Origin of the sequence: Paraburkholderia sp. BL17N1, from assembly GCF_003634175.1 — a bacterium.
GTDB lineage: Bacteria > Pseudomonadota > Gammaproteobacteria > Burkholderiales > Burkholderiaceae > Paraburkholderia.
In genome coordinates, this window is sequence record NZ_RBIW01000002.1 from 3,252,623 (window position 1) to 3,276,889 (window position 24,267).

20 protein-coding genes are annotated in these 24,267 nt (G+C 60.7%); 7 read left to right on the forward strand and 13 right to left on the reverse strand.

Features of this window, described 5'->3' with window-relative positions; genetic code table 11:
- Nucleotides 1-143 precede the first annotated feature (143 nt).
- The 7 genes from B0G82_RS34505 to B0G82_RS34535 form a co-directional block, all read right to left on the reverse strand.
- Nucleotides 144-1,910, reverse strand: a complete 1,767-nt coding sequence (locus tag B0G82_RS34505; protein ID WP_121310508.1) for an MOSC and FAD-binding oxidoreductase domain-containing protein — start codon at nt 1,908-1,910, stop codon at nt 144-146.
- A 105-nt stretch (nt 1,911-2,015) separates the two neighbouring features.
- Complete coding sequence (locus B0G82_RS34510; protein WP_121310509.1) at nt 2,016-2,651, reverse strand: cupin domain-containing protein; 636 nt, start codon at nt 2,649-2,651, stop codon at nt 2,016-2,018.
- Nucleotides 2,652-2,914: 263 nt separating this feature from the next.
- A complete protein-coding gene (locus tag B0G82_RS34515) occupies nt 2,915-3,697 on the reverse strand; it encodes an ABC transporter substrate-binding protein (RefSeq protein WP_121310510.1) in 783 nt (260 codons plus the stop codon).
- 159 nt (nt 3,698-3,856) lie between these two features.
- Entirely contained in the window at nt 3,857-4,690 is an 834-nt protein-coding gene (locus tag B0G82_RS34520) for an enoyl-CoA hydratase-related protein (RefSeq protein ID WP_121310511.1), read from the reverse strand.
- A 107-nt stretch (nt 4,691-4,797) separates the two neighbouring features.
- A complete protein-coding gene (locus B0G82_RS34525; RefSeq protein WP_116144767.1) occupies nt 4,798-6,069 on the reverse strand; it encodes a TRAP transporter large permease in 1,272 nt (423 codons plus the stop codon).
- Between the two features lie 11 nt (nt 6,070-6,080).
- Nucleotides 6,081-6,614 (reverse strand): TRAP transporter small permease, encoded by a 534-nt coding sequence (locus B0G82_RS34530; protein WP_121310512.1) that lies wholly within the window; start codon nt 6,612-6,614, stop codon nt 6,081-6,083.
- 12 nt (nt 6,615-6,626) lie between these two features.
- Complete coding sequence (locus B0G82_RS34535) at nt 6,627-7,727, reverse strand: TRAP transporter substrate-binding protein (protein ID WP_241974961.1); 1,101 nt, start codon at nt 7,725-7,727, stop codon at nt 6,627-6,629.
- A gap of 352 nt (nt 7,728-8,079) precedes the next feature.
- On the opposite strand from B0G82_RS34535, the gene B0G82_RS34540 reads away from it, so the two are divergent.
- From B0G82_RS34540 to B0G82_RS34570, 7 genes are all read left to right on the forward strand, one after another.
- Nucleotides 8,080-8,505 carry a MaoC family dehydratase gene (locus tag B0G82_RS34540; protein WP_116121631.1) on the forward strand — a complete coding sequence of 142 codons (426 nt, stop codon included), beginning with the start codon at nt 8,080-8,082 and terminating at the stop codon, nt 8,503-8,505.
- Between the two features lie 47 nt (nt 8,506-8,552).
- Nucleotides 8,553-9,698 carry an acyl-CoA dehydrogenase family protein gene (locus tag B0G82_RS34545; protein WP_116144773.1) on the forward strand — a complete coding sequence of 382 codons (1,146 nt, stop codon included), beginning with the start codon at nt 8,553-8,555 and terminating at the stop codon, nt 9,696-9,698.
- 44 nt (nt 9,699-9,742) lie between these two features.
- The gene (locus tag B0G82_RS34550; protein WP_121310513.1) at nt 9,743-10,936 is read left to right on the forward strand and encodes a CoA transferase; all 1,194 of its coding nucleotides are present in this window, start codon (nt 9,743-9,745) and stop codon (nt 10,934-10,936) included.
- The gene (locus B0G82_RS34555; RefSeq protein ID WP_121310514.1) at nt 10,933-11,376 is read left to right on the forward strand and encodes a MaoC family dehydratase; all 444 of its coding nucleotides are present in this window, start codon (nt 10,933-10,935) and stop codon (nt 11,374-11,376) included. The genes B0G82_RS34550 and B0G82_RS34555 overlap by 4 nt, the downstream gene beginning before the upstream one ends.
- 222 nt (nt 11,377-11,598) lie before the next feature.
- Nucleotides 11,599-12,492, forward strand: a complete 894-nt coding sequence (locus tag B0G82_RS34560; protein ID WP_121310515.1) for a helix-turn-helix domain-containing protein — start codon at nt 11,599-11,601, stop codon at nt 12,490-12,492.
- 145 nt (nt 12,493-12,637) lie between these two features.
- Nucleotides 12,638-13,861, forward strand: coding sequence for a glycoside hydrolase family 88 protein (locus B0G82_RS34565; protein ID WP_121310516.1), 1,224 nt, complete (start codon nt 12,638-12,640; stop codon nt 13,859-13,861).
- 46 nt (nt 13,862-13,907) lie between these two features.
- Nucleotides 13,908-15,080 (forward strand): fumarylacetoacetate hydrolase family protein, encoded by a 1,173-nt coding sequence (locus B0G82_RS34570; protein WP_121310517.1) that lies wholly within the window; start codon nt 13,908-13,910, stop codon nt 15,078-15,080.
- Nucleotides 15,081-15,200: 120 nt separating this feature from the next.
- Here B0G82_RS34570 and B0G82_RS34575 read toward each other — a convergent pair whose 3' ends face one another.
- The 6 genes from B0G82_RS34575 to B0G82_RS34600 form a co-directional block, all read right to left on the reverse strand.
- Nucleotides 15,201-16,415: an alkene reductase gene (locus B0G82_RS34575; RefSeq protein WP_116144785.1), complete on the reverse strand. Its 1,215-nt coding sequence runs from the start codon at nt 16,413-16,415 to the stop codon at nt 15,201-15,203.
- A gap of 318 nt (nt 16,416-16,733) precedes the next feature.
- A complete protein-coding gene (locus B0G82_RS34580) occupies nt 16,734-17,360 on the reverse strand; it encodes an SDR family oxidoreductase (RefSeq protein ID WP_241974963.1) in 627 nt (208 codons plus the stop codon).
- A 500-nt stretch (nt 17,361-17,860) separates the two neighbouring features.
- Complete coding sequence (locus tag B0G82_RS34585) at nt 17,861-19,864, reverse strand: hydantoinase B/oxoprolinase family protein (protein WP_121310518.1); 2,004 nt, start codon at nt 19,862-19,864, stop codon at nt 17,861-17,863.
- Between the two features lie 71 nt (nt 19,865-19,935).
- On the reverse strand, nt 19,936-21,975 hold the full coding sequence (locus B0G82_RS34590) for a hydantoinase/oxoprolinase family protein (protein WP_121310519.1): 2,040 nt from the start codon (nt 21,973-21,975) through the stop codon (nt 19,936-19,938).
- Between the two features lie 54 nt (nt 21,976-22,029).
- The gene (locus B0G82_RS34595; protein ID WP_121310520.1) at nt 22,030-22,503 is read right to left on the reverse strand and encodes a GNAT family N-acetyltransferase; all 474 of its coding nucleotides are present in this window, start codon (nt 22,501-22,503) and stop codon (nt 22,030-22,032) included.
- Nucleotides 22,504-22,599: 96 nt separating this feature from the next.
- Nucleotides 22,600-24,060, reverse strand: a complete 1,461-nt coding sequence (locus B0G82_RS34600) for an aldehyde dehydrogenase family protein (RefSeq protein ID WP_121310521.1) — start codon at nt 24,058-24,060, stop codon at nt 22,600-22,602.
- Between the last annotated feature and the right edge of the window lie 207 nt (nt 24,061-24,267).

Genomic DNA, 24,267 nt, shown 5'->3' on the forward strand with positions numbered 1-24,267 from the left:
TTTCGTAGCTCAAGGCCTCGCCAACATGGGGCCTCTTTGATTTCGCTTCCGGTGACTTTAACTGCGACCGTATGCTTCTTCACGATCGACGACGTACCACGCTTGCGGCGCGGTGCTTACATTGAAAGGTACGGAGAGTCCGCTCAAAGGTCGATGACCGTATCACCAACGGGTTGCGAGCAGCAGATGAGCAAGTTGCCATCTGCGGGCTTGTCGATGGGCTCAGAGCTGTACGCTATGGAGCCCGAGACCAATCCGCTTTCGCAATTGTGGCAGACACCCGTCCGGCACGCCCAACGAACGGGAACATCGCACGCCTCGGCCAGCTCCAGGATGTTCTGGTAGGCCACACCGTCCCAATGCACATCGATCCCGCTGCGAGCAAAGGACACGATCGGACCGGTGGCGCCATGGTTTTCAGGCAGATGAGGCGCACGAATCGCATCGCCGACGATCCCCGGAGTCATCGACTCCAGGCCATTGAAGATTTCGGTGTGTATTTGCCTCTTTGCAAACCCGAGGTTCGTCAGCGCCGCCTTCATATCGACCATGAAGCGGGACGGCCCGCAAAGATAAACATCCGCTTGCGTCGGAATACCTGCGTCCGCTAACCTGGCTTCTGAAAAATGACCCGTCTCCGTGTACTCGACTCCTTGCCGGTCACGCGTGGCGTCGGGCTTGCTGAAGCAGATATACCGACGGCAATGCGCAAGCGCCTCCGCGAGACGCCCCGCTTCAGCATCGAAGGGATGATGCTGTCCGTCACGAGCCGCGTGCAACCACCAAACCTGCCGCGTCGAGCGTTGCGACGACAGCGTATTCAGCATGGCGAGAACGGGGGTCGCGCCGATACCCGCGCTTAGAAGGACCACGGGACTTGGGCTCTGCAATAGCACGAAACTTCCACGAGGAGCGCTGACATCGATTACGTCCCCGACGCGCACGCGATCACGGAGATAAGTGGCGGCTGCTCCCCCCTCTTCGAATTTCACACTGATCCGGTATTCCAGCGTTGACGGACCATTGGAGAGCGAGTAGCTGCGATAAAGCGGCGGTCTCCCACCGTCCTGCGGAAGACGCAATACAACATACTGGCCTGGCTTTGCCATCGGTAACGGCTGGCTGTCCGCTCGCCGCAGGGAATACGAAACGACGTCGGCGGACTCGACCACAACAGACACGACTGTGAGTGAACGGAATCCCGGTGTGGCGGGATAAGCGGCCGAGGCAGGCGCGAGCCCGGCGTTGCCTCCCGTCTTGCCGGTAACGGAGTTGCTCAACAATGCCTCGAACGACCGCTTCCACCCCGATGAAAGCGCGTCGATCCGCAGCGCTCGCTCAAGGCGGTCGCGAGGATGATGCGGGGAATACAGGAGCGCATTGATCTCCGTGACCGTCATGCGCTCGCGGGCTTCGTCCACCTTCACTATTTCGTCGTCTGCCCCAACCTCGCCTTCCTTCAAAACGCGAAGGTAGAATCCCGGCCGCCCGCTCGATGTAAGCAAAGCTGCCATACGTGGCTCATTAACGCGAATACCCACGCGGTAGCAGGTCACCCGAGGTTGCGTAACCTCAAACAGTGCATGACCTATTCGATACCGGTCGCCGATGCATACATCGCTATCGGGCATGCCCTCAACCGTGAAGTTCTCACAGAACTGGCCATAGACAACATCAGGCCACTTCAACTGCTCCTTCCAGAAACGTGCCGATTCGGCCTGGTAGACGAATACGGCTCGATGCTCACCTCCGTGCCCGGCGAGATCGCCCTGCCCGTCTCCGGCCAGATTCAAACGAGCCGCCCAGCAACGGCTCGTGAGCGGCTCCTTCCATATGCTCGTATGAACCGTACGGCCCTTCCATTCGATATCACGCGGAAGGCCAACATTCACTGACAGTAGCCGAGCCATGTCTTGCTCCGATCTTTGGGACCGCCTTATCGCATTACCGGTAACGTTCGATGGCTCTTTCGAGCCTTCTCCCGTGATTCGTCTGGCGGCGTACTGGACACGGTATCAGAAGATCGACGAGCAGGCCTTCGGTGACGGCTCGTCGATCCGACGCTGAGCACCTTTGGCGACAATCTGGACCGCAAGGCCTGTCGCCGCAACGGAACCTTCGTTCCGAATGAGGTGTTCGTCATTGCCGCCGTCCACCAATGTCGTGCCATTGGATGTGCCCGGTCCGTACACTTGCGGCGTACAGTTTGCGTGGTACTCGGTTAACTGTCCCGACGTGATGACTATCAGGCTGTGCCCGGGGTGCCGATGCCAGCCAGTGGTTCCACCCGGCGCCCAGGTGTTTGTCTGTATGTACACGTCTGACGGCCCCTCGGTCTTTTCGAATGAAGACCACGTATCTCCAGGAAACCCAGGAGCAAACCGCTGAAGCTGGTCCTGTGTGAGGCGGTTCATGACTTGAAATTCGGCGAAAGTTCCTTGGGCCAGGGTCGTGCCAGTGAATCCGCTGGCCGGGGTCGCTTGGCCAGATTCCATGTGAGAGAGGGCCGCGACCATCCATACGGCAAACCACAGCGGCAACCAGATGGCCTGCCGCAGCCGCTTTCGACTTGAAAACCGTGTCGTCCAGGCGGGCTCCTCGGCATAGCGATCCTTCGTCGCGTTCTTTTCATCGCCGAAATCGGGCTTCATCACACCACCAGTGCATGTCATGTCATCGCCTCCTTTTGAGCGGGTATGTCCATCTCTGCGAGTCTCGTTGGTGGACGACCGCTTCCATATCGCCGCGATCAAGGGGTGACGCCGACGGCGATTTTTCGTATCGCGAACGCCGAAGCGAATGACACTTCGTGGCCGGTACTGGCCGCACACGGTCTGATACTTAACCGGCTTATCTGGCGCGTGTAGTGAAGCCTAACCGGCGATCCCGTGCAGCCCGATCCTTTGCGACAGGCCTATTTCGGCGGCGCCCAATCGTCGACGCCATTTTTGACGAAGATCGCTTTGACCGTGCCGTCTGCTTCGAGCTTCGCCAACGAGCGATTTATTCTTTCAAGCAGTTCACTATTTCCCTTTCGCACCGCAATGCCGATCCGAGGTTTTGGCGACTGCGACTGGTAGGAGCTCACAATTCTCAGATTCGTAAGTCGGCCGTGTTTAGAGGCGTATATCGTGTCAGGGCCAGAAGTCACCGCTGCCTTGATCTGGCCTGAAACGACCGCCGACCACGCGTCTTCCAGCGTGTCATAGATCCTGATTTCGGAGAAACCGCCAATCCGTTGCAGGAGCGCTAGTTGAATGCTGCCCTTCTGTGCGCCCACCGGGAAATTTTTGAGGTCTGCCAGACCTTGATAGGCCGTCGTGTCGTTCGCCGGGACGACAACGACTTCTGTTGGCGCGTTGTAAACCGGGTCGCTGAAATCGACTTGCTGAGCGCGTGCGGGCGTAATCGCCATATTGGTGGCGATCACGTCGATCTTGCCACTGGCCAGGGCAGGGATCAGGTCGCCGAATATCATGAGCTGATACTGGACCGGCAGGCCTGCATCTTTGGCGATGGCGTTTGTCAGGTCGACGAAGACGCCGGAGAGCGAGTCCGAGTTCTTGTCGTGGAAGACCCAGGGCTGCACGTCCTGACCCGCCACCTTGAGTGGTTGCTGCGCCCACGATGGCACAGAGCAACCGATCGCGCCCAACGAGACGACCGTCGCGATCACCATATTGCTGAACTTGTTCATGGTGTCCCCTCGTGATCGCAGCGCCGGTACCGGCGATGTTCAATCCCATGAGTCGGTAAGGAACGGCGGACTCTGCGGAGTATGTCTCAACCGATCGTTTAGTGCAGGCCACAATACCGGCAGAATCCGTCGAGAGGCGCATGCGCGACGCGCCAGTGGTCAGCGCCCCTTGAAATGCGGTGGCCGCTTCCCGACGAATGCACGGTGGCCTTCGGCGCGATCCTCGGTCTTGAACACTTCGAGATTCGCCAGATGCTCGCACTGCAAGCCTTGTTGAAGGTTGGTCTCGAACGAATCGAGCACGGCGCGTTTGGCCAGCCGGACGGCGAGCGGCGCGCGGCCGGCGATCAGCGACGCGATCTCCACCGCACGTGCGATGCTGCGTCCCGGTGGTACGACCTCGGTCACCAGTCCGTGGCGCTCGGCCTCGACTGCCGTCAGCGGCTCTCCGGTAAGCACGAGTTTCATCGCCAGTGTCTTGCCTAGCACCCGCGGCAAGCGTTGTGTGGCGCCATCGCCCGGGAGGGCGCCAATAACGATCTCTCGCTGCGAGAAGGTCGCGTCGTCCGCCGCGACGACGATATCGGCCAGCATCACCAGCTCGTGGCCACCACCGATCGCGAAGCCGTTGACCGCGGCGATCAGCGGCTTCGGAAAGGTTTCAATCGCCTTCCAGCTCGCGAGGCGCACCGGGTCCGCATACGCTGCGACCCCGCGCGCCGCCATGTCGGCAATATCCGCCCCCGCGCTGAAGAAACGCTCGCCGCCGGTAAGCACGACAGCCCTGACGTCGTCGCTGACCTCGGCTGCCGCGAGCACGCGCGTCAACTCCTCCAGTAGCGCCACACACAGCGCATTGCGCTTCTCGTGATGATTCAACGTGATCAGCCAGACGAACTCAGCTGGTTGTTCCAGCTTCAGGTACTGCAGGTCCTCGCCTGCGGCCAGCAGGACCGGCGCCGCGCCGCTTCGCTCGATGTGAGCCGTGTTCATGATGAGCCTCTCGCTAATTCGATCGCTATGCGCGCGAACAGTCGCCGCTTACGGCGGTCGTGGAGCCCGGGCCAAAGGCGTGCAGCCGGCGGCCCATCGGCCTCGTGTTATTTGATTGCCAGCAGGTTGGGCAGAAAGCGCGGGATATGCGGGAAGACAATGATCAGCAGCAGGTCGACCGCCAGCGCGAAGATGAATGGCAGGATCGCCCGAGTCGCCTTTTCGACTGACACACCGCCGATCGACGCCGCCGTAAAGAGGCAGAAACCGATGGGTGGCAGGTTGATGCCGATGGCCGAGTTGACCAGTACGATGACGCCGAACACGACGGGGTCGATATGCATCTGCACGACGAGCGGTAGAAACACAGGAATCACCACCGCGATACTCGAAATGGTTTCCAGTACCGTATGGGCTGCCAGAAGGAAGAGATTGATCAGGATCAGCAACACGAACGCGCTGGTCGTCACGGCGAGGAAGTTGTTGGCGACGTGCAACGGAATTTGCGCCTCAATCAGATAGCGGCCGAGCACGAACGCGAGTCCGAGAAGAAACGATACCCGCGTGGTATTGATAGCCGTGCGCGTGAGTATTTCCCTGAAGTGCGACAGCTTGAGCGACCTGAAGATGAAAGCGCTCACCAGCGTCACATAGAGCGCCGCGACGACACCTGCTTCAACCGGTGTGAATACGCCGCCGAGGATGCCGCCCAGAATGATCACGGGCGTCAGCAATGCCCAGATCGCCTGTCTGAAGGTGGCCCACAGCCGCCTGGCGGAGAACGCCTCGACCGCCGTATAGTTCTGGCGCACGGCAGTCACGTAGTTCACGAGCATGAAGGAAACGACCACCAGCAGCATCGGCACTATCCCCGCGACGAACATCGTCCCGACCGAAACGTTGGCGGTGTAAGCGTACACGAGCATGCTCATCGACACGGGCGACAGCAGTCCGAGTGAGCCCGCTGCCGACTGCAGCGCGACCGCGAACGCGCGTGAATACCCCTGCTTCACCATCCCGGGGATCATGACCGAGCCGATCGCTGCGGTATCCGCCGTCGCCGAACCGGAGAGGTCGGCGAAGAACATACTCGCAACGATCGTCACCTGCCCGATGCCGCCGCGCATAAACCCGACGAGCGCCTGCGAAAAGTCGATGATCCGGCGCGAGACGCCGCCCGCATCCATGATTGCGCCTGTCAACATGAAGAACGGGATGGCCAGCAGTCCGACGTTATTCAGGTTCGAAAACAACTGCTGCGGAATCACCAGCAGCGGGGTTCCATTTAGCGTCAATGCAATCGTCGCCGCAATGCCGATGCAAATGGCCACCGGTACACCCAAGCCGAGAAACCCGGCGCCCAGAGCGAGTGCCCACATGTTGATTCACCTCAGATATGTTCGGAGACGCCCTGCAACAGAGACGGCCTCGTTTGCGCGCCGGGCGCGAGATGGGAAACCGCGATTCGCACCGCGGAATGAAAGACCAGCAACGCGCCGCAGACGGGAATCGAAAGGTACGGGTACACCATCGAGATCGGCAGAGAGGTCGCGGTTTCGGTGCCCATCAGCTCCAGCATGTCGCCACCGTACATAACGAACACCACGCCGAGCCCGAGAACGACACAGTCGGTCAAGTCCGCCAGTGTCTGCGCGAAAGCGGGCGGACAACGGTCGGCCAGCACCCGCACCTCCGGATGAACCCGCAGCTTGGCTCCCGCCGCCGCACCGAGGCATGTGAGCCACACGAACAGATAAGCCGCGAGCTCGTCGGACCACGACAGCGAGTTGTGCAGGATGAAGCGAAAGACCACCCCAAGGCCAGCGACGAGCACCATCATGAGAAGTAGTCCGCCGCAGAGGAATAGCGTGATCTTCAGGACCAGGTCGTCGATAAAGAGGAGATTACGGGCGAGCTTTTCCATCGCACTCTCCCTTCACTTCGAAGCGACAGCAGACTTGTCGACCGCCTTGATTTCCTGATAAAGCGCCTGGCCATCGGGGATGTCGCTGAGCAGGCTCTGGCGTGCCCTTTCGGTCACGGCGGCCCACGGCGCCGTGTCGATCCCGCTCACCTGAGTGCCGTTCTTCTTCATCGTCGCGAGCGCGTCGTCGTACTCGTGCTTGTATTCCTTCACGTCATAATCCGCGGCGACGGCGGCAGCTGCCTGAAACGCCTTCTGTTCGTCAGGCGAAAGACGCGTCCAGGCGCTCTTGCCCATTGCCAGCACCACGGGCAGGTAGTTCACGTGGGTCAGGTAGTAATGCTTGGCGACGTCCGAAAATTTGTCCTGGATGAACTGCTCCGGGGAGGTATCGCCGCCGTCGACCAGGCCTTGCGAAAGCGCCAGAAATACCTGGTTATAAGGCAGTGGCGTCGGGTTTGCGCCCAGCGCTTTATAGCCCGCGATATAGCCGCGACTCTGCATCACTCGCACTTTCATATCCTTCATGTCTTCAAGCGAGCCGACCGGCTTTTTCGCCGTGAACAGATTGCGTTCGCCCACCGAAAGCCACGTCAGGCCGATCATGTTGACCGCCGGCATCATGTCGAGGAACTTGCGGCCGACCGGTCCTTGCAGAACCCGGTTGGCGTCGTCGATGCTGCTAAAGAGATAAGGCGTGTCGAAAATCTGCCACTGCTTGATCGTGTTTCCGATCGGCGCCTGTGCGGAAATCATGAGCTCCTGGGTGCCGGTGCGTAGCGCCTGCGCCATCTGAACTTCGCCGCCGAGCTGTGACTGCGGAAAGATCTCGATCTTGACCTTGCCGTGGGTTCGCTGCGCGACCTCCTTCGCGAACACCTGGGCAGTCAGCTGATAGTGGTTGTCCGGCGCGAGGGTGTGGCCCAGCTTCATGACGATAGGCTCGTCGGCACGGGCAACGCTTGCGGCAACGACGCCTGCTGCGAGCAGCGTACCTACCATCACGGCGCGTCCTGCGCGGCGCGCGCTAAAGAATGATTTCATCTCGTCTCCTTCCATACTGGAATGTAATTTCCGCGCTGCATCAGGTCGATCCGTCTGCAGGCGCTTCAAGTATTCGCGAGTGCACGCAACGGGCGTTAGGACCGGTCGCCCGATTTCTTGTACTTTTTTACGGCCTCTTCGATAGCAAGCGTCTGCCGCACTGTGTGGCGATCTATCCGGCGCACACGGTGGAAACCCTTGGCGATACTGACTCGTGGGAGACCGGCGGCTATCCGCGGGCTCCTTGCGGATCGATGAAGACTGAAATCACCGCGTGCGTGCAGTCAAAAAAGTCCAAGCATTCGCCCAAACCGTCCTAACGGTCAGCAACCCGCACTGATTAAATTTGAGTCACGCCCGCCGGCGCCCATCAACATGGAACAGGCCGGCTCCTCAACTGACTCTCACTTTCAGAACCACCATGGCCAAACGCCCGCACATGGATTGTTACGCGGTCGGCGACACTGCCGATTTCGCCAAGACCGTAACTGAATTCGACATCTACGGCTTCGCCGGAATCGTCGGCGATTTCTATGCCGTGCATCTGAACGAGGAATTCGCCAAAACCACGCGCTTCGAGAAGCGCATCGCGCAAGGATGTCTCTCGGTCGGCTTCCTATCGACTGTGATGGGCTATATGGCGCAAAAGGCACCGAACCCCGGTGCGGTTTCTTACCGCTACGACATCACGTTCAACGCGCCGGTATTCATCGGTGACACGGTCACTGCCCGGCTCACGTTGCGCGAGAAGAACGACGATCGCAACCTGTGCGTGTTCAAAGCAGAGGTCACGCGCCAGGACGGCACGGTGGTCGCATCGGGCGATACCTATCTGAAGGTGCTTTAACACAGCGCCTGCCTTTAACTCCTCTCCCGCTTTTCAAAGAGTCGAACATGCCGCATTGGTTAAACGAACAACACACCGCGATACGTGACGCCGTGCGCCGTTTCGCGGAAAACGAAATCGCTCCTGTCTCGGAAGATCTTTGGGAAGCGGAAGCCTTTCCCTACGAAATCTGGACGCGTGCTGGCAAGCTCGGCTTCGCAGGCCTGCCCTATCCGGAGAGTTGGGGTGGCGGCGGTGGCGAATGGCTTTCCTATGTGATCGTGCTGGAAGAACTCGCACGGGTAGATTGCGCAATCGCCAACTCGCTCATGGCCAATTCGACAGTCGCGAGCCTGCTATCCAACTATGGCACCGATGAGCAAAAGGACCGCTATTTGCGCCCTATTCTCGACGGCCGCAAGGTCGGCGCGATCGGATTATCGGAGCCCAACGCGGGCTCCGACGCGGCCAACATCGCGACGCGTGCGACGCTGGAAGGCGACCGATGGGTCATCGATGGATCAAAGACCTTCATCAGCAACTCTGGCACGGAAGTGACGGGACCGGTCGTCATCGCCGCGGTAACGGGCACGCGCCCTGACGGCCGCAAGGAAATTTCCAATTTCATCGTGCCCAACGGCACCCCCGGTTTCGGCTACGGGCGCAAGCTGCGCAAGATCGGCTGGCGCGCATCGAGCACCTACGAGTTGTACTTCGAGCGCTGTGCGATCCCGGCCGCCAACCTGCTCGGCGAACGCGGCGCGGGCTTGCGACAGACGCTCGCCCAGATCAGCACGGGCCGAATCCTGATCGGCGCGCTCGCGCTAGGCATCCTGCAGGGTTCATTGGATCGGTCGATCGCGTACATGAAGGAGCGGCGCGCATTCGGCAAGCCGATTGCCGAGTTCCAGGCGCTGCAGTTCAAGATCGCTGACATGGCGGCCCACGCGCACGCCGCGCGGTTGATGCTCTACGATGCCGCCGCGCTGAAAGATGCGGGCGTTCGCTTCGATCAGCAGGCGTCGATGGCCAAGCTCTTCGCCACCGAGCGCGCGATGGAGGCGGCTCATCAGGCGCTGCAGATACATGGCGGGTACGGCGTGATGAGCGAGTACCCGGTGTCGCGCGCATTCGGCGACGCCAAGGTATTGGAGATCGTCGAGGGCACCTCGGAGATTCAAAGAATGATCATTTCGCGAAACCTGCTTGCCTGAGCCCTCAGTCAAACAGATACGGACACGCGCTCAGGAGACAAGTCATGCTGGAAGGCATCAAGGTGCTAAGTTTTACTCACTTCTTGCAGGGCCCCGCTGCCGTGCAGATGTTGGCCGACGTCGGCGCGGACGTGATCAAGATCGAACCGCCGGGCGGCGCGTTCGAGCGCAGTTGGACCGGCTTCGATGCGTATGTCGAAGGGGTGAGCATGTTCTTCCTGCTCGGCAATCGCAACCAGCGCAGCATTTCGCTGGATCTGCGCGACGAGCGCGCGAGAGAGATCGTCTGGCGGCTAATCAAGGAAGCCGATGTTCTGATCGAAAACTACCGCCCAGGCGTCCTGCAGCGCATGGGCTTCGGTTACGACGATGTACGCGAGATCAATCCGCGGCTCGTGTACTGTTCGTGCACCGGCTATGGGCCATCGGGGCCCTATCTCAAGCGGCCAGGGCAGGACCTGCTGTTGCAGGCCATAAGCGGCATGACGATGCTCTCCGGCGAAGCCGATTCCCCGCCCACGCCAGTCGGATCCGCGATCGTCGACCAGCATGCGGCGGCGTTGGCGGCCTTCGGCGTGGTCGCGGCCTTGCAGGCGCGTGAACGCACCGGCAAAGGCACGCTGGTCGAAAGCAATCTGCTCAACGCGGCGCTCGATCTTCAGATCGAGCCGTTCACCTACTACCTGAACAAGGGGCCACTCTGGCCGCGCACAAACCCGCCGACCGGCAGCCGGTTCCATCCGGCACCCTACGGGATTTACCGGACTCTCGACGGCTGGATCGCGATTTCGCTGACGCCCACTGAGAAGCTCGCGGCGGCCCTGTCTGAACCCATGCTCGCCGGGTTTTCGCACCCGAAGGACAATGTGCGCCGCCGCGACGAATTGAACCGCGTCGTGTACGACGCGCTGACGACGCGTACGACGGCCGACTGGATGACGACCTTCGACGAGCACGACATCTGGTACGCGCCCGTGAACGACTACCATCAGGTCGAGGTCGATCCGCAAGTGGCGCACAACGGCATCATCATGGAGGTCGACCATCCGCAGGCCGGGCCGATTCGTTTGCTCGCGCATCCGGTCCGGTACGACGGCGCGGCACCGCCGCTCATCCGTCAGCCTCCCCAGCAAGGCGAACACACCCGCGAGGTGCTCGCCGAACTGGGCTACGCGCCGGAAGAAATCGATACGCTGGTCGAAGCCGGCGCGGCGCTAACCGGGCGGAGAACCGTATGAACATTCTTCCGACTCAGCGCCACGAGATGCTGCGCTTTGACGACATCCAGATTGGCCGCTGTCAGATACTTGTGCATACCATCGCGGAAAGTGACGTGAACGCTTTCGGCCATCTGTCGGGGGACCTGAATCCCTTGCATATGGATCAGGCCTTCGCGGCACGCTCGCCGTTCGGCCAGCGTGTGGCGCACGGCCTGCTAACCGCTGCATTGGTGTCGACGACACATACCGGTTTGACCGGTCCCGGCTTCGTCTACGTCGGGCAGGAGTTGCGCTTTCTCGGACCCGTATTCATCGACGATACGATCAGAATCCATGTGACGGTAGTCGAGAAGAAGCCCGCCAAGCGCATCCTCGTGATGGACACAATGGTTCGCAATCAGGACGGCAAACCCGTGCTGAGCGGACTGTCGGCGCTAAAGGAATTGCGTTTCGAATGAGTGACAGATGAGCTGACAATCCGCACGCGAGGGAACTCACAATCCGCACGCGAGGTCGACCGGTGCGGGTTTTCGACAACAGCCGTCACGCCGCTTTGCTAATTACAAGTACACTACGTTCGATGCCGAACCGGCGAAGGAGAAACAGCACGCTTGATTTAGCCAGGGAGTGAACTGGCTGGGCGAGCCACATAAGTGAGCTGGATGCAGGAGACAAATCAAATGCTTAGCGGTTGTGGTTGCCAGTTGCCGGTCTTCAAGATCGCGCACTATGAGTACGGGTCGCGAATCAAGTCGATCGATTTTCATCTCGCGCCCCTCGAAGATATGAAATCGACGTTGCCGTATCCGCATCGGCACGAGTTTTATCACATCGTCTGGGTCGTGGCGGGCAGCGGTCACCACATCATCGACTCGATTCGCTACGAGGTGCGGCCCAATACGCTGTTTTTCATGGCCCCTGGCCAGATCCATGATTTCGCCTTGTCCGACGACGCCGTGGGGCACGCGATCAGTTTCTCGTCCGAATTTTTCGCGTTCAAGGTGCAGAACCGCCATTCGCAGACCGAGATTCCCGTCTACGATTTCGAGCGGATTCCGAACACGGTGTATATGAGCGACGCACAAGCTCAGGACCTTCATCGTGTGCTGGATGGAATCAATGCGGAATATCAGTGCGAAGAGGCAGGTTACGAGGACGTGATCTGGTCATACCTGCGCGTTCTGCTAATCAAGTCCGCGCGCCTGGGCGGCGACGCCGTCACCGACGTCAATTCGTCGCGTAGCGTGCTACTGTCGCGACGCTTCAAAAGCCTGCTGGAAAAAAATTTCGCCACGGTCCACGACGTCGCTCACTACGCATGCCTGCTGAACGTCACGGAACGGGCGCTGAACGATGCAACGCGTCAGGCGCTCGGCAGTACGGCGGCCAAGCTGATTCGCGAACGCGTGATGCTGGAGGCGAAGCGTCTGTTACTGCATTCGGAGGTCAATGTGGCGGAGATCGCAACCCAGCTCGCCTTCGACGACCCGGCCTACTTCAGCCGATGTTTTCGCAAGCACACGGGCCGCTCGCCAATCGATTTCCGCCGGAGCCTGGAGAAACTGAGCATTTGAAGCAGCGGAACCACAGGCGTCCGGGGTGTGTGCAGGAAAGTCCAATATAAGCCGCACTTCGTCCTAACTGCCAGAACCGCCGCGCTCCTAGAATTTGCGTGTCCCCGTCACTCGGGAAACGTGAAAGTAATCAGGAGACAAACGCGTGAATGCTTCGTACCAGGATCAAGGGTTGTCCTCTGAGCGGTCCGCCCTCTTCACCACTATCCTCGATCGCATGGCGGCCAAAGTTGCCGAGGACGAGCCGACGCTGGGTGTCGAATTCCCTCAGATCACGGCGCCCGATGGAAAGTGGGTCCTGCTTCCGGCGTCGCTGTCGGCAGGCTACAGCGGTTCGGCGTGGAGCCATGGAAACTGGTTTTGCGGGTTCTGGGTCGGACTTTTGCTGACGTCGTATTTGCACACCGGCAAGGACAAATACCTCTCGTGGGCCCGCGAGCGCATGCGTCTCGTCGCGCAGCGCGCGCAGGACCCCAACACGCACGACATCGGCTTTATCTTCGACAGCAGTGCCGTCCCCGGTTATGAAATCACCCGCGACCCGTGGTACGCGCAAATCGCGATGGAAGCCGCCGACAAACTACGCGCCCGTCTTGTCACCACGCACAGTGGCGCCTATCTCGCTTCCTGGGGCCCGCTCGACGATCCACGCGGACGCAGCGCCTCGGCTATCGACACGATGGCTAACCTGTCGTTGCTTTATTGGGCGGCGAACCATTCCGGCGACGGCAGCTATCGCCTCGCCGCCGAAGCACACGCCCTCATGACCGCCAACGCGTTTATCCGCCCCGATGATTCGACTTATCATGCGGTCGAGTACGACGTGACAACAGGTGTGCGCCAGCGCGGCTACACGTTTCAAGGCGCATTCGACGAATCGGCGTGGAGCCGCGGCCAGGCGTGGGCCGTCTATGGCTACGTGAACACCGCGCGTGAAACCGGCAAGCGTCACTGGCTGGATCTTGCAGGGCGTCTGGCGGCGTACTATCTGCGCCGGCTCGATGGCCGTCCGGTGCCGCCGTGGGATTTCGACGCCGCTGGCGCCGACGCGCAAATCAGGGACACCGCCGCAGCAGCGGTGATGGCGTCAGCGCTGATCGAGATGGGTCACCTGCATCCCGACCCTGCTGACGCGGCTCAATGGCGCGAACATGGAGTCGCGACGCTCGAAGCGCTATGTCGTGACGAGTTTGCCTACGAACCCGCGCAGCGCGGACTCCTGAAGAATTCCTGCTATTCGAAGCCGCACAATGAAGGCGTCGATGGTGCAACGATGTTCGGCGATTTCTTCTTCGCTGAAGCACTGAGTCGCGTGATGCTGCCCGGCAAGCTTCGGCCAGCCGATACGCAACGCGTATCGCTCGCCTGAAGCGCGTCTCCTTCCCGGTTCCCAACTCTCGCCAGGCAACGCCACCATGATATCGAACGATCTTCCGCATTTCGTACCTACTGACTTCGCCGATGCCCTGCTGGTCGGACGCATCTGGCGAAACGCGCCGATCGACGGGCCGTCGGTCGTCGTTGTTCGTGCCGGTCAGGTCTTCGACATCACGGCGTCGGCACCGACGACCTCCGACCTGTTCGAGCGCGTGGATCTGTTGGAGTTTGCGCGTCACGTCGAGGGCGAGGCGCTCGGCCCCGTCGAGAACATCGGCCAGGCATTGCTCGCGCCATGCGATCTTCAGGCCATCAAGGCATGCGGCGTGACCTTTGCCGTGAGCCTGCTCGAACGGGTCATTGAAGAACAGGCTGCGGGCGACGCGACGCAAGCCGACACGGTGCGCGCGACGATCGCGCAACTGATCGGCACCGATCTCTCCAGGATTCGCCCTGGCACGCCGGCCGCCGACAGTCTGAAGCGGGAACTGGAACGGCGCGGCGCATGGTCGCAATATATGGAAGTCGGCATTGGGCCCGACGCAGAGGTGTTCACCAAGTCTCAACCCATGTCCGCGGTTGGTTACGGCGCAGACGTTGGGCTACACCCGGCCTCCCGCTGGAACAATCCCGAGCCCGAAATTGTGCTGGCGGTCAACAGCCGCGGAACGATCGTCGGTGCAACCCTCGGCAACGATGTCAATCTCCGCGACATCGAAGGCCGCAGTGCGCTGCTGCTCGGTAAGGCGAAAGACAACAACGGCTCATGCGCGATCGGTCCTTTCATTCGGTTGTTCGATGAACGCTTCACGATGGGCTCGGTGCGGGCAGCCAGCGTGTCGCTCAGGATAGAAGGCGCGGACGACGGATTTATTCTCGAAGGCGTGAGCCACATGCGCGAGATCAGCCGTGACCCAGAGGAACTTGTCGCCCAGACGGCCGGGCCGCATCACCAGTATCCAGACGGCTTCATGCTGTTCCTCGGCACGATGTTCTCTCCAATTGAAGACCGGCATGCTCCGGGCAGCGGCTTCACGCATCATCTCGGGGACAAAGTGACGATTGCAACGCCGGCGCTCGGCACACTTGTCAACACCGTGCAGTCGTCAACCGAGATCGCGCCCTGGCGATTCGGCGTGCGCGCTCTTTACGAGGCCCTTGCAAAGCGGCGGGCGCTTACCTGCGCGGTGGGGCAAGTAAGCGATACGTAAATCGGCGCTGCACATGATAAGAAACTTCCGCGAGACCGTCGACGGCCGGTCGCCGGCTCGGCGAGCCTCGCACGTTGTCCCGCGACGCCGGCGAGCCCGCTGCTCAACGACCGTGACGGTCTATCTCCAACGCCCGTCGATCACCGACCGAGGGGCCTCTCCGCGCTCCTGCGCGAGCGACGGATAGTCGGTGTACCCGCGCTCGCCGCCTCCATAGAACGTGGACGGATCCGGCGAATTGAGGGAAGCGTGCGACCGCAAGCGTTCCGGCAGGTCGGGATTGGCGATGAACAGGCGTCCGAACGCGATCAAATCCGCCTTGCCGTCCTCGATCCATCTTTCCGCACTGCTGCCGTCGAACCCGCCCGCGACCATCAGCACACCGCGATAGGTGCGTCGTATCATCTCGCTCATGCGTTTCGCGCGCTCCGTGAAAGCGGCATCCTCACCGGTCGCCGCCAGCGCGGGATTGACGATGTGCAAGTAAGCGAGCCCATATCGATTGAGCTTCTCGAGGACGTAAGAGAAGGTCGCCTCGGGATCGTCGTCATGCATGTCGTTGAAAGTGCCGAGAGGAGAAAGCCGTACGCCGACCTTTTCCGGCCCCCACACGTCGCAAACCGTTTCGATCACCTCGAACAGCAGCCTGGCCCGGCGCTCGCTCGACCCGCCGTATTCGTCCTCGCGTCGGTTTGTCCCGGACAGCAGAAACTGGTCGAGCAGATACCCGTTCGCTCCGTGCACTTCAACACCGTCCATACCGGCAGCCTTTGCGTTGCGCGCACCCCTGAAATACTGTCGCACGAGATACGGCATCTCTTCGACCTGCAGCGCGCGGGGCGTAATGCAGGGTGCAACGACACCTTCGCCGCGCTCGTTCTCGACGAACGCCTCCGCTTTCGGCTGGACCACAGACGGCGCTACGGGCAGCATTTCGTCGGGCTGCAACGAGGGGTGCGATATGCGTCCAACGTGCCAGAGTTGCATGAACATCAACCCGCCCGCCTCGTGCACAGCGTTCGCGACGAGCCGCCAGCCTTCGACCTGCTCGCGACTATGAATCCCTGGCGTCCACGCATAGCCCTGCCCTTGCATCGACACCTGCGTCGCCTCACTGATGATGAGCGCGGCCGATGCGCGCTGCGTGTAATAGCAGGCGTTGAGCTGAGACGGTATGTTGCCTGGCCGGCTCGCGCGCGAACGCGTCAGCGGCGCCATCACGACACGATGACGCAGGTTGTACGGTCCCACCTTGACGGGTTCGAAGAGCTTGCCAAGCGGGATTTGCTCGTCGCGCTGCCCGGCTTCCGCCGGCGCGATTTCTGTATCCGGCATAAATTCGCTCCTTACGTTTCTTGACTCGGCCCGAAAAGTGCTGCCGTTGACGCTTCGAAGCGTCTGTGCGGATCCCATCGACATGATTCCGCTCTCGGACCAGTCTAGCCATGGCCCACGCGCGCTTCTTTCCGGTTTCTGCTCAGAAGTGTCGCGATCCTGCCGTTCCCCATGTCTTCCAGTACCGCACAATCCGCCGAATGCCAGCAGCGGACTCAGACAGCGGCACGGGCACGGAGGGCTCGTTCATAGCCAAGCCACTGCGACCAACGACCCGGCTCTCCACTGACCAAGACCTCTGCGGCGCGGCGCGCAACGTCAACGAAGCGCGGCCAACGCGTCGTCGATCGATTCACTGCCACCGGCAAACCCGAAGATCGTGTTAACGACGCCCACCTTGAGCGCTTCGAGCACGACGTCGGCAACATCCGCGCGCGCCACGGGGGCACGAGCCGACTGCGCGTCGATCACGACCTCAATCGTCCCGGTACCCGGCTCCATGGTCAGCGTGCCGGGACGCAGCACGAGATAATCGAGCCCACTGCCGATCAGATAATCGTCGGATGCGCGCTTCATCTGCGCGTAATGCCGAAGCGCATCCGGCGCGCGTTCAGGGGCGTATGCCAGCAAGGTGCTGATAACGATGAAGCGGTCCGCGCCATGTTGCTTCGCATAATCCACCGCTTTGATGATCGCGTCCCGATCGATCTGAGCCTCCTGTGCGGCGCCCTCGGTTTCAGCGGATCCGGCTGTGAAAATAACTGTACGAGCACCTGCGAGCGCCGCGCCGAAGTCCTGCGTCAGGTCGACCATCGCAACGGTCGCGCCGAGGCCTTCGAAATGGGCCCGCTGCGCCTCGTCGCGCAGCAACGCGCGGAACGAAATGCCCGCACGGTGCAATTTCTCTGCCACCAGGCGACCGGTGCGGCCGGTGGCGCCAATCAATGCAATGCTCATCGTGTCTCTCCTCGGGAAAGCATCAGCACAGCGAAAGCTTCGGGCATTCAGCTGACATGTCTTCCAGGAGCCGTGTTATCGCTTAAGATTGGTGGCGGTTGTGAGTCCATCCAACCCACGCGCGCCGCTACATTCGCCGCGATGCACTCTTCCATGCGACCGGACGGTTCCCATGAAGGAAGTCTAGTGCTCTCGGCCGGCCTGTGCGCAATATCTTCTCGCGGCTTGAGCGCCACGCATGACCGCCGTAACAGCTTGAATCGCTACTCTCTGCTCTGGCAAGCGCTTGTTGCCACTCAATAACGCCTCTCAGCAGATTCTCCAACGCTGGAGCCATGTCCGCGCCGGAGAGCGATTTCGGCAAGTTGACAACGCCTTATGATCGAATTGCGTGCTATACGCTGCGCGCTTGTACGTGCACGCAGCGCGACGGCCATCGTAATCGCATCATCCCCCGCACCACACCGCAAACCGGAATGCCGTCAAAGCTATTCAGGCCTGGGCGTAAGCGCAGGATATTTGCTGCGGATCGCGCTGAAGATTTCCTGCATCTGCGTTCGCAAGTCGACTGACATGCCCGTCTGCGCATCGACCACCATGAAGATTTGGCGTTTGATGAAGTGACGCCACGCAACCGGCAGGCTCGCGAGAAAAGTCGTCATCTCATCATATCGATCGCGTGTCCAGCGTTGTTCGAATGCAGAGCGCGTCGGACCATAGTCGAAATGCTCGTGCCCGCCAGCCACCCCACGCCTCTTCTCGCGATGCGTCGCGGTCAGATCCTGATCGATACACAGTTGCACTCCTGTCCCCTTCACCGCCACGCCATAGTCTTCGAGCGCGCGCTCAGGTGAAAGGAAGCCGCTGCGAACGTCCGACAGAACGCGTTGCGCATCGCGCAGCATCGGATCGCCGTAGCCGCCTGCTCCCGGACCAATGACGCGGATAACGTCGCCCGGATCGCACCGGACGACGTCCGTGTTGCCCAGTTCGATAGCATCGGACGTATCCGGGTTCTTCTGGAAGGTGGACAGCGCACCCGCACGGCCTCCCTTCACGCCCCACGACGAAAACACTGAACGGTTACGGTTACGCGCCGTCACGATCGTGTTGGGCGTCGACGCGCGGAACTCCATCACCGTGGACATGCCGCCTCGATACTGCCCGGCGCCGGCCGTGTCTGGCCACAAACCGTAACGCAGGAAAAAGATCGGCACTTCAGCTTCGCTGATTTCGATCGGCGTGTTCTTGAGAAACGCCGACGCACCACCGCAACCCTCGACGCCATCTGACACAGGGGTCGCTCCGCCGCCGCCGCCCACCGGCCCAATGGACGCCATGACGGGCCGATTGGCGTGATCGACGGTCTTCACGTTCATGATGGCGTTGCCACCGGGCGCCGTCACGGGGATCCTGTCGGGAAGCGCCAGCGAGAATGCGCCAAACGTGACAATCTGCGTCATCATGCATGTCAGCGAGCGCATACCCACGGCAGCAGGCGCTTCGCAGTTGACGACCGTGCCTGCCGGAAGAATCGCCCTTGCCGCACGCAGGGTTCCGGCGTTCATCCAGATACGCGGGTCCAGCGTATAGAGCACGTAGGTCAGGCCGACCAGCGGCAAAGGATGGTGTTCGCGCCCGCCCGTCGGCATGTTCAGCGACGACGCGAGTTGCGGATCGCTGCCGGTATAGTCGAGTTCGACCTCGTCGCCCTTCACGCGCAGCGTAAGCGCGATACGGCATGGCACGCCGCCGTCGCCGTCTTCGTCAGCGTAGTCGGCAAAGAAATATTCGCCGTCGGGAATGGTGCGGATGACATTTCGCGCCTGCTGTTCGGCATGGTCGAGAATGGCGCGTGCGCCCTCCTTGAAATCTTCCCGGCCAAAGCGCGCGATGATTTCCTTGACCTTGCGCTCGCCGATATTGACCGACGCTATCTGCGCGTTGAAGTCGCCCCAGTTCTGATCCGGCGCACGCACGTTCAGGCGCATCATCGCGGCCATCTCCTCGTTCAGAACGCCTCGCCGGTAGATCTTCACGGGCGGTATACGAATCCCTTCCTGCACGATATCGGTGAGCGACCGGGAGAGCGAGGCCGGCACGGCGCCGCCTACGTCCGTATTGTGAATATGGCCTGCGACGAAGCACACAAGGACACCGTCGTCGAATACCGGTTTCCAGATATGGATGTCGGGAGAATGCGTGGCGACATGCCCGCTATACGAGTCGTTCGTGATACAGACGTCGCCGTCTTCGTAGTCATCGAACATCTCGATGACCGGAGCATAGTCGATCCCGCTGTACCACGGTGCGCCGAAACTTCGCGGATTGGCGAATGCCATGCCCGACTCGGTCAGGATCGTGCATGAAAAATCTTCCGTTTCCTTCACGAACGTCGAGTATGCCGTTCGGAGCAAGGTATAAGCCATCGCGTCCGCTGCGGCGGCGCAGTAGTTGGCAAGAACTTGCAGGTTACGACGGTCAATCGCCATGACGTATGGCTCCTTGAGGGATTATCGTTGTGCGTGTCCGCGAGCAGCACGGGCGCGACGCAGGCGGGCCATCAATGCATGCTGATCACGAGATTGCCGAATGTATCGACTGTCACGCTCATTGCGGGCAGCACGCATGTCGTGCAATCGTCCTGAGCGACGATCGCCGGACCATCGAAGCATTGTCCCGCAAGCAAATGCGCACGCTGATATAGCGCTACGTTGCGCACTTTGCCGTCGACGTATGCGTCGACGAACGCAGCGGGCACCGGAGCGGCCGTACTGTGTGCGATGCGCGCGAGCGCCGGCTTCGGCGTCTTGCCGGTAATCAGCAGACGCAGGCTGATCATTTGCAGCGGCGCAAGGGAATCGCTGTGGCCGAACAAACGCTGATGCTGCGCGTGAAAGGCTGCGGTGATCGCGTCCAGATCGCCATGAGCGACCCAGTCCGGATCGAGCGGCACTTCGATTTCGAACGACTGTCCGCGATACCGCATCTCGGTCGTGTACGAGAGCGTGCTTTCACCTTCGAACTGCTGGTCCCGATAGAGCCAATGCTCGGCGCGCAATTTCAGCGCGTCAAACGATTCCTGCAGCAACGCGATCGAATCCTCATCCAGATCGATATACAACGTCTTGATGAAATCGTTCTTCAGATCGGCTATCAACCCACCCAATGCGCTCAATACACCCGGTGTCGGCGGAACGATCACGCCTTTGATATTCAGTTCGCGTGCGAGAAAGCACGCCATCATCGGGCCTGCACCGCCGAATGCGAGCAGATAGAATTCGCGCGGGTCAATGCCGAAGCGCGACATCAATCCGCTGGTATCGGCGAACATGCCCGATACAGCAATCGTAATGATGCTCTCGGCGGTTTCGAACAAACTCAGATTCAGCGCGTCTGCGAGCGGCGCCAATGCGGTTTGCGCCTTCTTCACGTCGATGTTCACGGCGCTGTAACCCAGCTTGCTGTGGCCGATCAAACCGCAGGCGGCGAACGCGTCGGTCACCGCCGGCCGAAGCCCGCCCTTGTCGAAGCATGCCGGCCCCGGACTCGATCCCGCGCTTTCGGGGCCCACCTGCAGCACGCCGAGGTCATCGACCCACGCAATCGACCCGCCGCCCTGGCCGATCGACGTGACGGACACAGAAGGGATGAAGATCGGGAACTCACCGATCAACTCACCTGCACCATATTCCGCCGCGCCATCCACAATGACGGCCACGTCGGCGCTCGTGCCGCCGATGTCGAGGCTCAGTATCCTGGGCAGTCCCATCATGCGCGCCAGATAGCCGGCGCCGATCACCCCGGACGCGGTACCCGACAAGATCATCTGCACGCATTCTTCCTTCGCCTGGCGCGCACTCATCACGCCTCCGTTCGATTTCGTGATGCGCGGCGGCACGGGAACGCCGACTTCGTTTAGTGCTTCCTCGAAAGCCGTGAGATAACGGGCCACTTTCGGCTGCACATAGCCGCTGATCACCCCGGTCACGGTGCGCTCATATTCGCGGATGATGGGCCACACGTCGCTTGAACAGAACACCGGAAAAGAAGGCGCGATATCGGCGATCGCCGCTTTTGCAGCCCGCTCGTTCTCCGGATTGCGATAGGAATGCAGAAAGGAGATCACGATGGCCTCGCAACCCTGCTCCTGTGCCTGCTCGAAGGCTCGCTTGACGGCTGTGGCATCGACCTTCGTGAGAACCTTGCCGGCGGCGTCGGTACGCTCGTCGATTCCAAATACCGAATACCGAGGAACCAGCGGGACCGGACGGCGCGCATACAGATTGTGAAAGCGCGGCATCTTGAGACGGCCCAACTCCAGCACGTCCTCAAAATGCAGGGTGGTGAGAAGCGCCAGTTTGGCGCCCTTGCGCTGGATGACGGTATTGACGCCGACGGTCGTCCCATGCGTGAAGTAGCTGACGTCTGCAGCGGCAATGCCATCGCGCTCGGCGAATACCGCCATACCGGTCCTGATCTCCGCGCCCGGTTCATCGGGACGTGACAACACCTTCAACGTTCGAATCGTGTTGTCCTTTTCGTCCAGCACCGCGAAGTCCGTGAACGAACCGCCAATATCAACTCCAACCCTGTAGGCCATGTTAGCTACCCTGAATAGAATGCTTTCCCGCTGCTCGTATGACGCTCGATGCGCTCACTCGGCGGCCTTCGTCATGAGGAGATCGGTATATCCGACACGCTTGAAGCCGACCTTTTCGTAGAGCGTATGAGCATCCCGGGTCGACAGCATCCATCGGCGCACGGGTATCAGGTCGGGATGCTCGCCAATCGTCTGCATGAGCCACAAGCCCAGACCCCGCCCACGATATGCACTTGCCACGATCACGTCACGTACGTAAGCAAACGCGACGCCGTCCGTGACGACTCGTGCAAAGCCGATCTGCCGCGAGCCGTCATACAGCCCAAACGCCACGGATCCGGCTATTGCTCGCCGCAAAGCGTCGGCCGTCGATTCTTGCGCCCAGTAACTTTCCTCGATCAGCAGACGCTGGGTAGCCGGCACATCGATACGCTGCCGGTCGGTATCCACTTCGAAGCCATCGCGCGACCAGCGCGCCGACCCGGCTTCGAAAGGCAAAAGCTGAAATGTGGGACTTGACGGTGTCATGACGAGACCTGGTGGATCGCCCTGCCGATCGGCTTTTCGGTTGCGACAATAACGTAGGCAGATCCCCACTTTTCAGGGATCAAAGTCGTGCCTCGATCATCCGTGACCAAGAATAGCCTTCGTTTCGAGGTACTCTTCGAATCCTTGAACACCATACTCACGTCCGTTACCGGATTGCTTATAGCCACCGAACGGCGCGTGCGGATCCCATGCCGGATGGTTGATATGAACCTGTCCCGCGCGAATGCGAAATGCCACCGTGCGCCCGGCGTCGATATCCTGAGTCTGCACGTGGGCACCCAGTCCATAAGGTGTGCTGTTCGCTATCTCGACTGCCTGGTCGATCGTGTCGTAGGGAATGATGCAAAGAACCGGACCGAAGATTTCTTCCTGCGCGATCCGCATCTGAGGTAGTACCTCGGAGAAAATCGTCGGGCGGGCAAAGAAGCCTTTGCTAAAACCTTCCACTCGCCCGGGCCCTCCGCAAATCAATTTCGCTCCGCTCTCCACGCCCGCGAGAATCATGGTCTGTACGCGGTTGAACTGGGCCTCGTTGGCAATGGGCCCTAATACCGTCGCGTCGGATTGGGGATCGCCCACGATAATTGCCTCGGCAGTTGCCACGACCAAAGCTTCGACATCCGCAAGTCTGTCGCGGGGCACGATCATCCGCGTGGGTGCGCTACATGATTGTCCGACGTTGCGAAATGCGGACATCACGCCGAGCGGTACGGCCTTCGCGAAATCGGTATCAGGAAGCATGACGTTCGGGGACTTGCCACCCAGTTCCTGGGCGACACGCTTGACCGTTGGCGCAGCCGCCTGGGCAACCAGCACGCCGGCGCGGTTCGATCCGGTGATCGAGATCATGTCGACGTCCACGTGCTCCGCGAGCGCCGCACCCACTTTCGGACCGGTGCCGTTAATCAGATTGAATACGCCGGGAGGAACGCCGGCGTCGTGAACCAGTTGTGCGAAGAGCTGCGCGCTGAGCGGCGACAACTCGCTCGGCTTGAGAACCACCGTACACCCGGCCGCGAGCGCCGAAGCCACCTTTGCGGTGATCTGGTAAAGCGGCCAGTTCCATGGCGTGATGAGCGCGCAAACGCCGATCGGCTCACGTGAAATTGCCGTGCCGTTATTGACGGACACAAAGCGATATTGCGAAACCACGTCGCGTGCGATCCGAACGTGCTCGGCCGCAAGCGGAACCTGCAGTGAACGCGCGAAAGAAATTGCAGCGCCCATTTCAAGCGATATTGCCTGGGCGAACATTTCCTTTCGTTCGAGAATCAGATCATGCATCCTGCCAAGAATGCCGACGCGCGTCGCTACAGTCGAGGACGACCAGTCATCGAACGCCGCGCGGGCAGCACTGACCGCGCGATCGACGTCCTCGGAGGAACCCAGCGCTATCTCTGCGACGGGTTCCTCCGTCGCGGGATTGATAACCTGCATGAATGTGGGCTTTGCGGGTGCAATCCATCGGCCGTCGATATAGAAACGCTGGCATGCGACCGGATCGACGTTATAAGCGTTCGTTGAGAGAGAAGTCATCGCACACATCCAGGAAAGAGTAATAAGCGCCGACAATCGGGTGAACGCGGCGTGCCGTGTTCATATCGGGAGCGGCAAGCCCGCGTGCAAGCTATCAAAATGCGTGGCCGGCCTGATGCGGGCGCTTTTCAGGAAGGCACTCGGCGTCATGCGCAAATACGAAGGCACGTAGCAGAGTCTGTGCAGAGCGCGGCGCGCAGGTGTCGG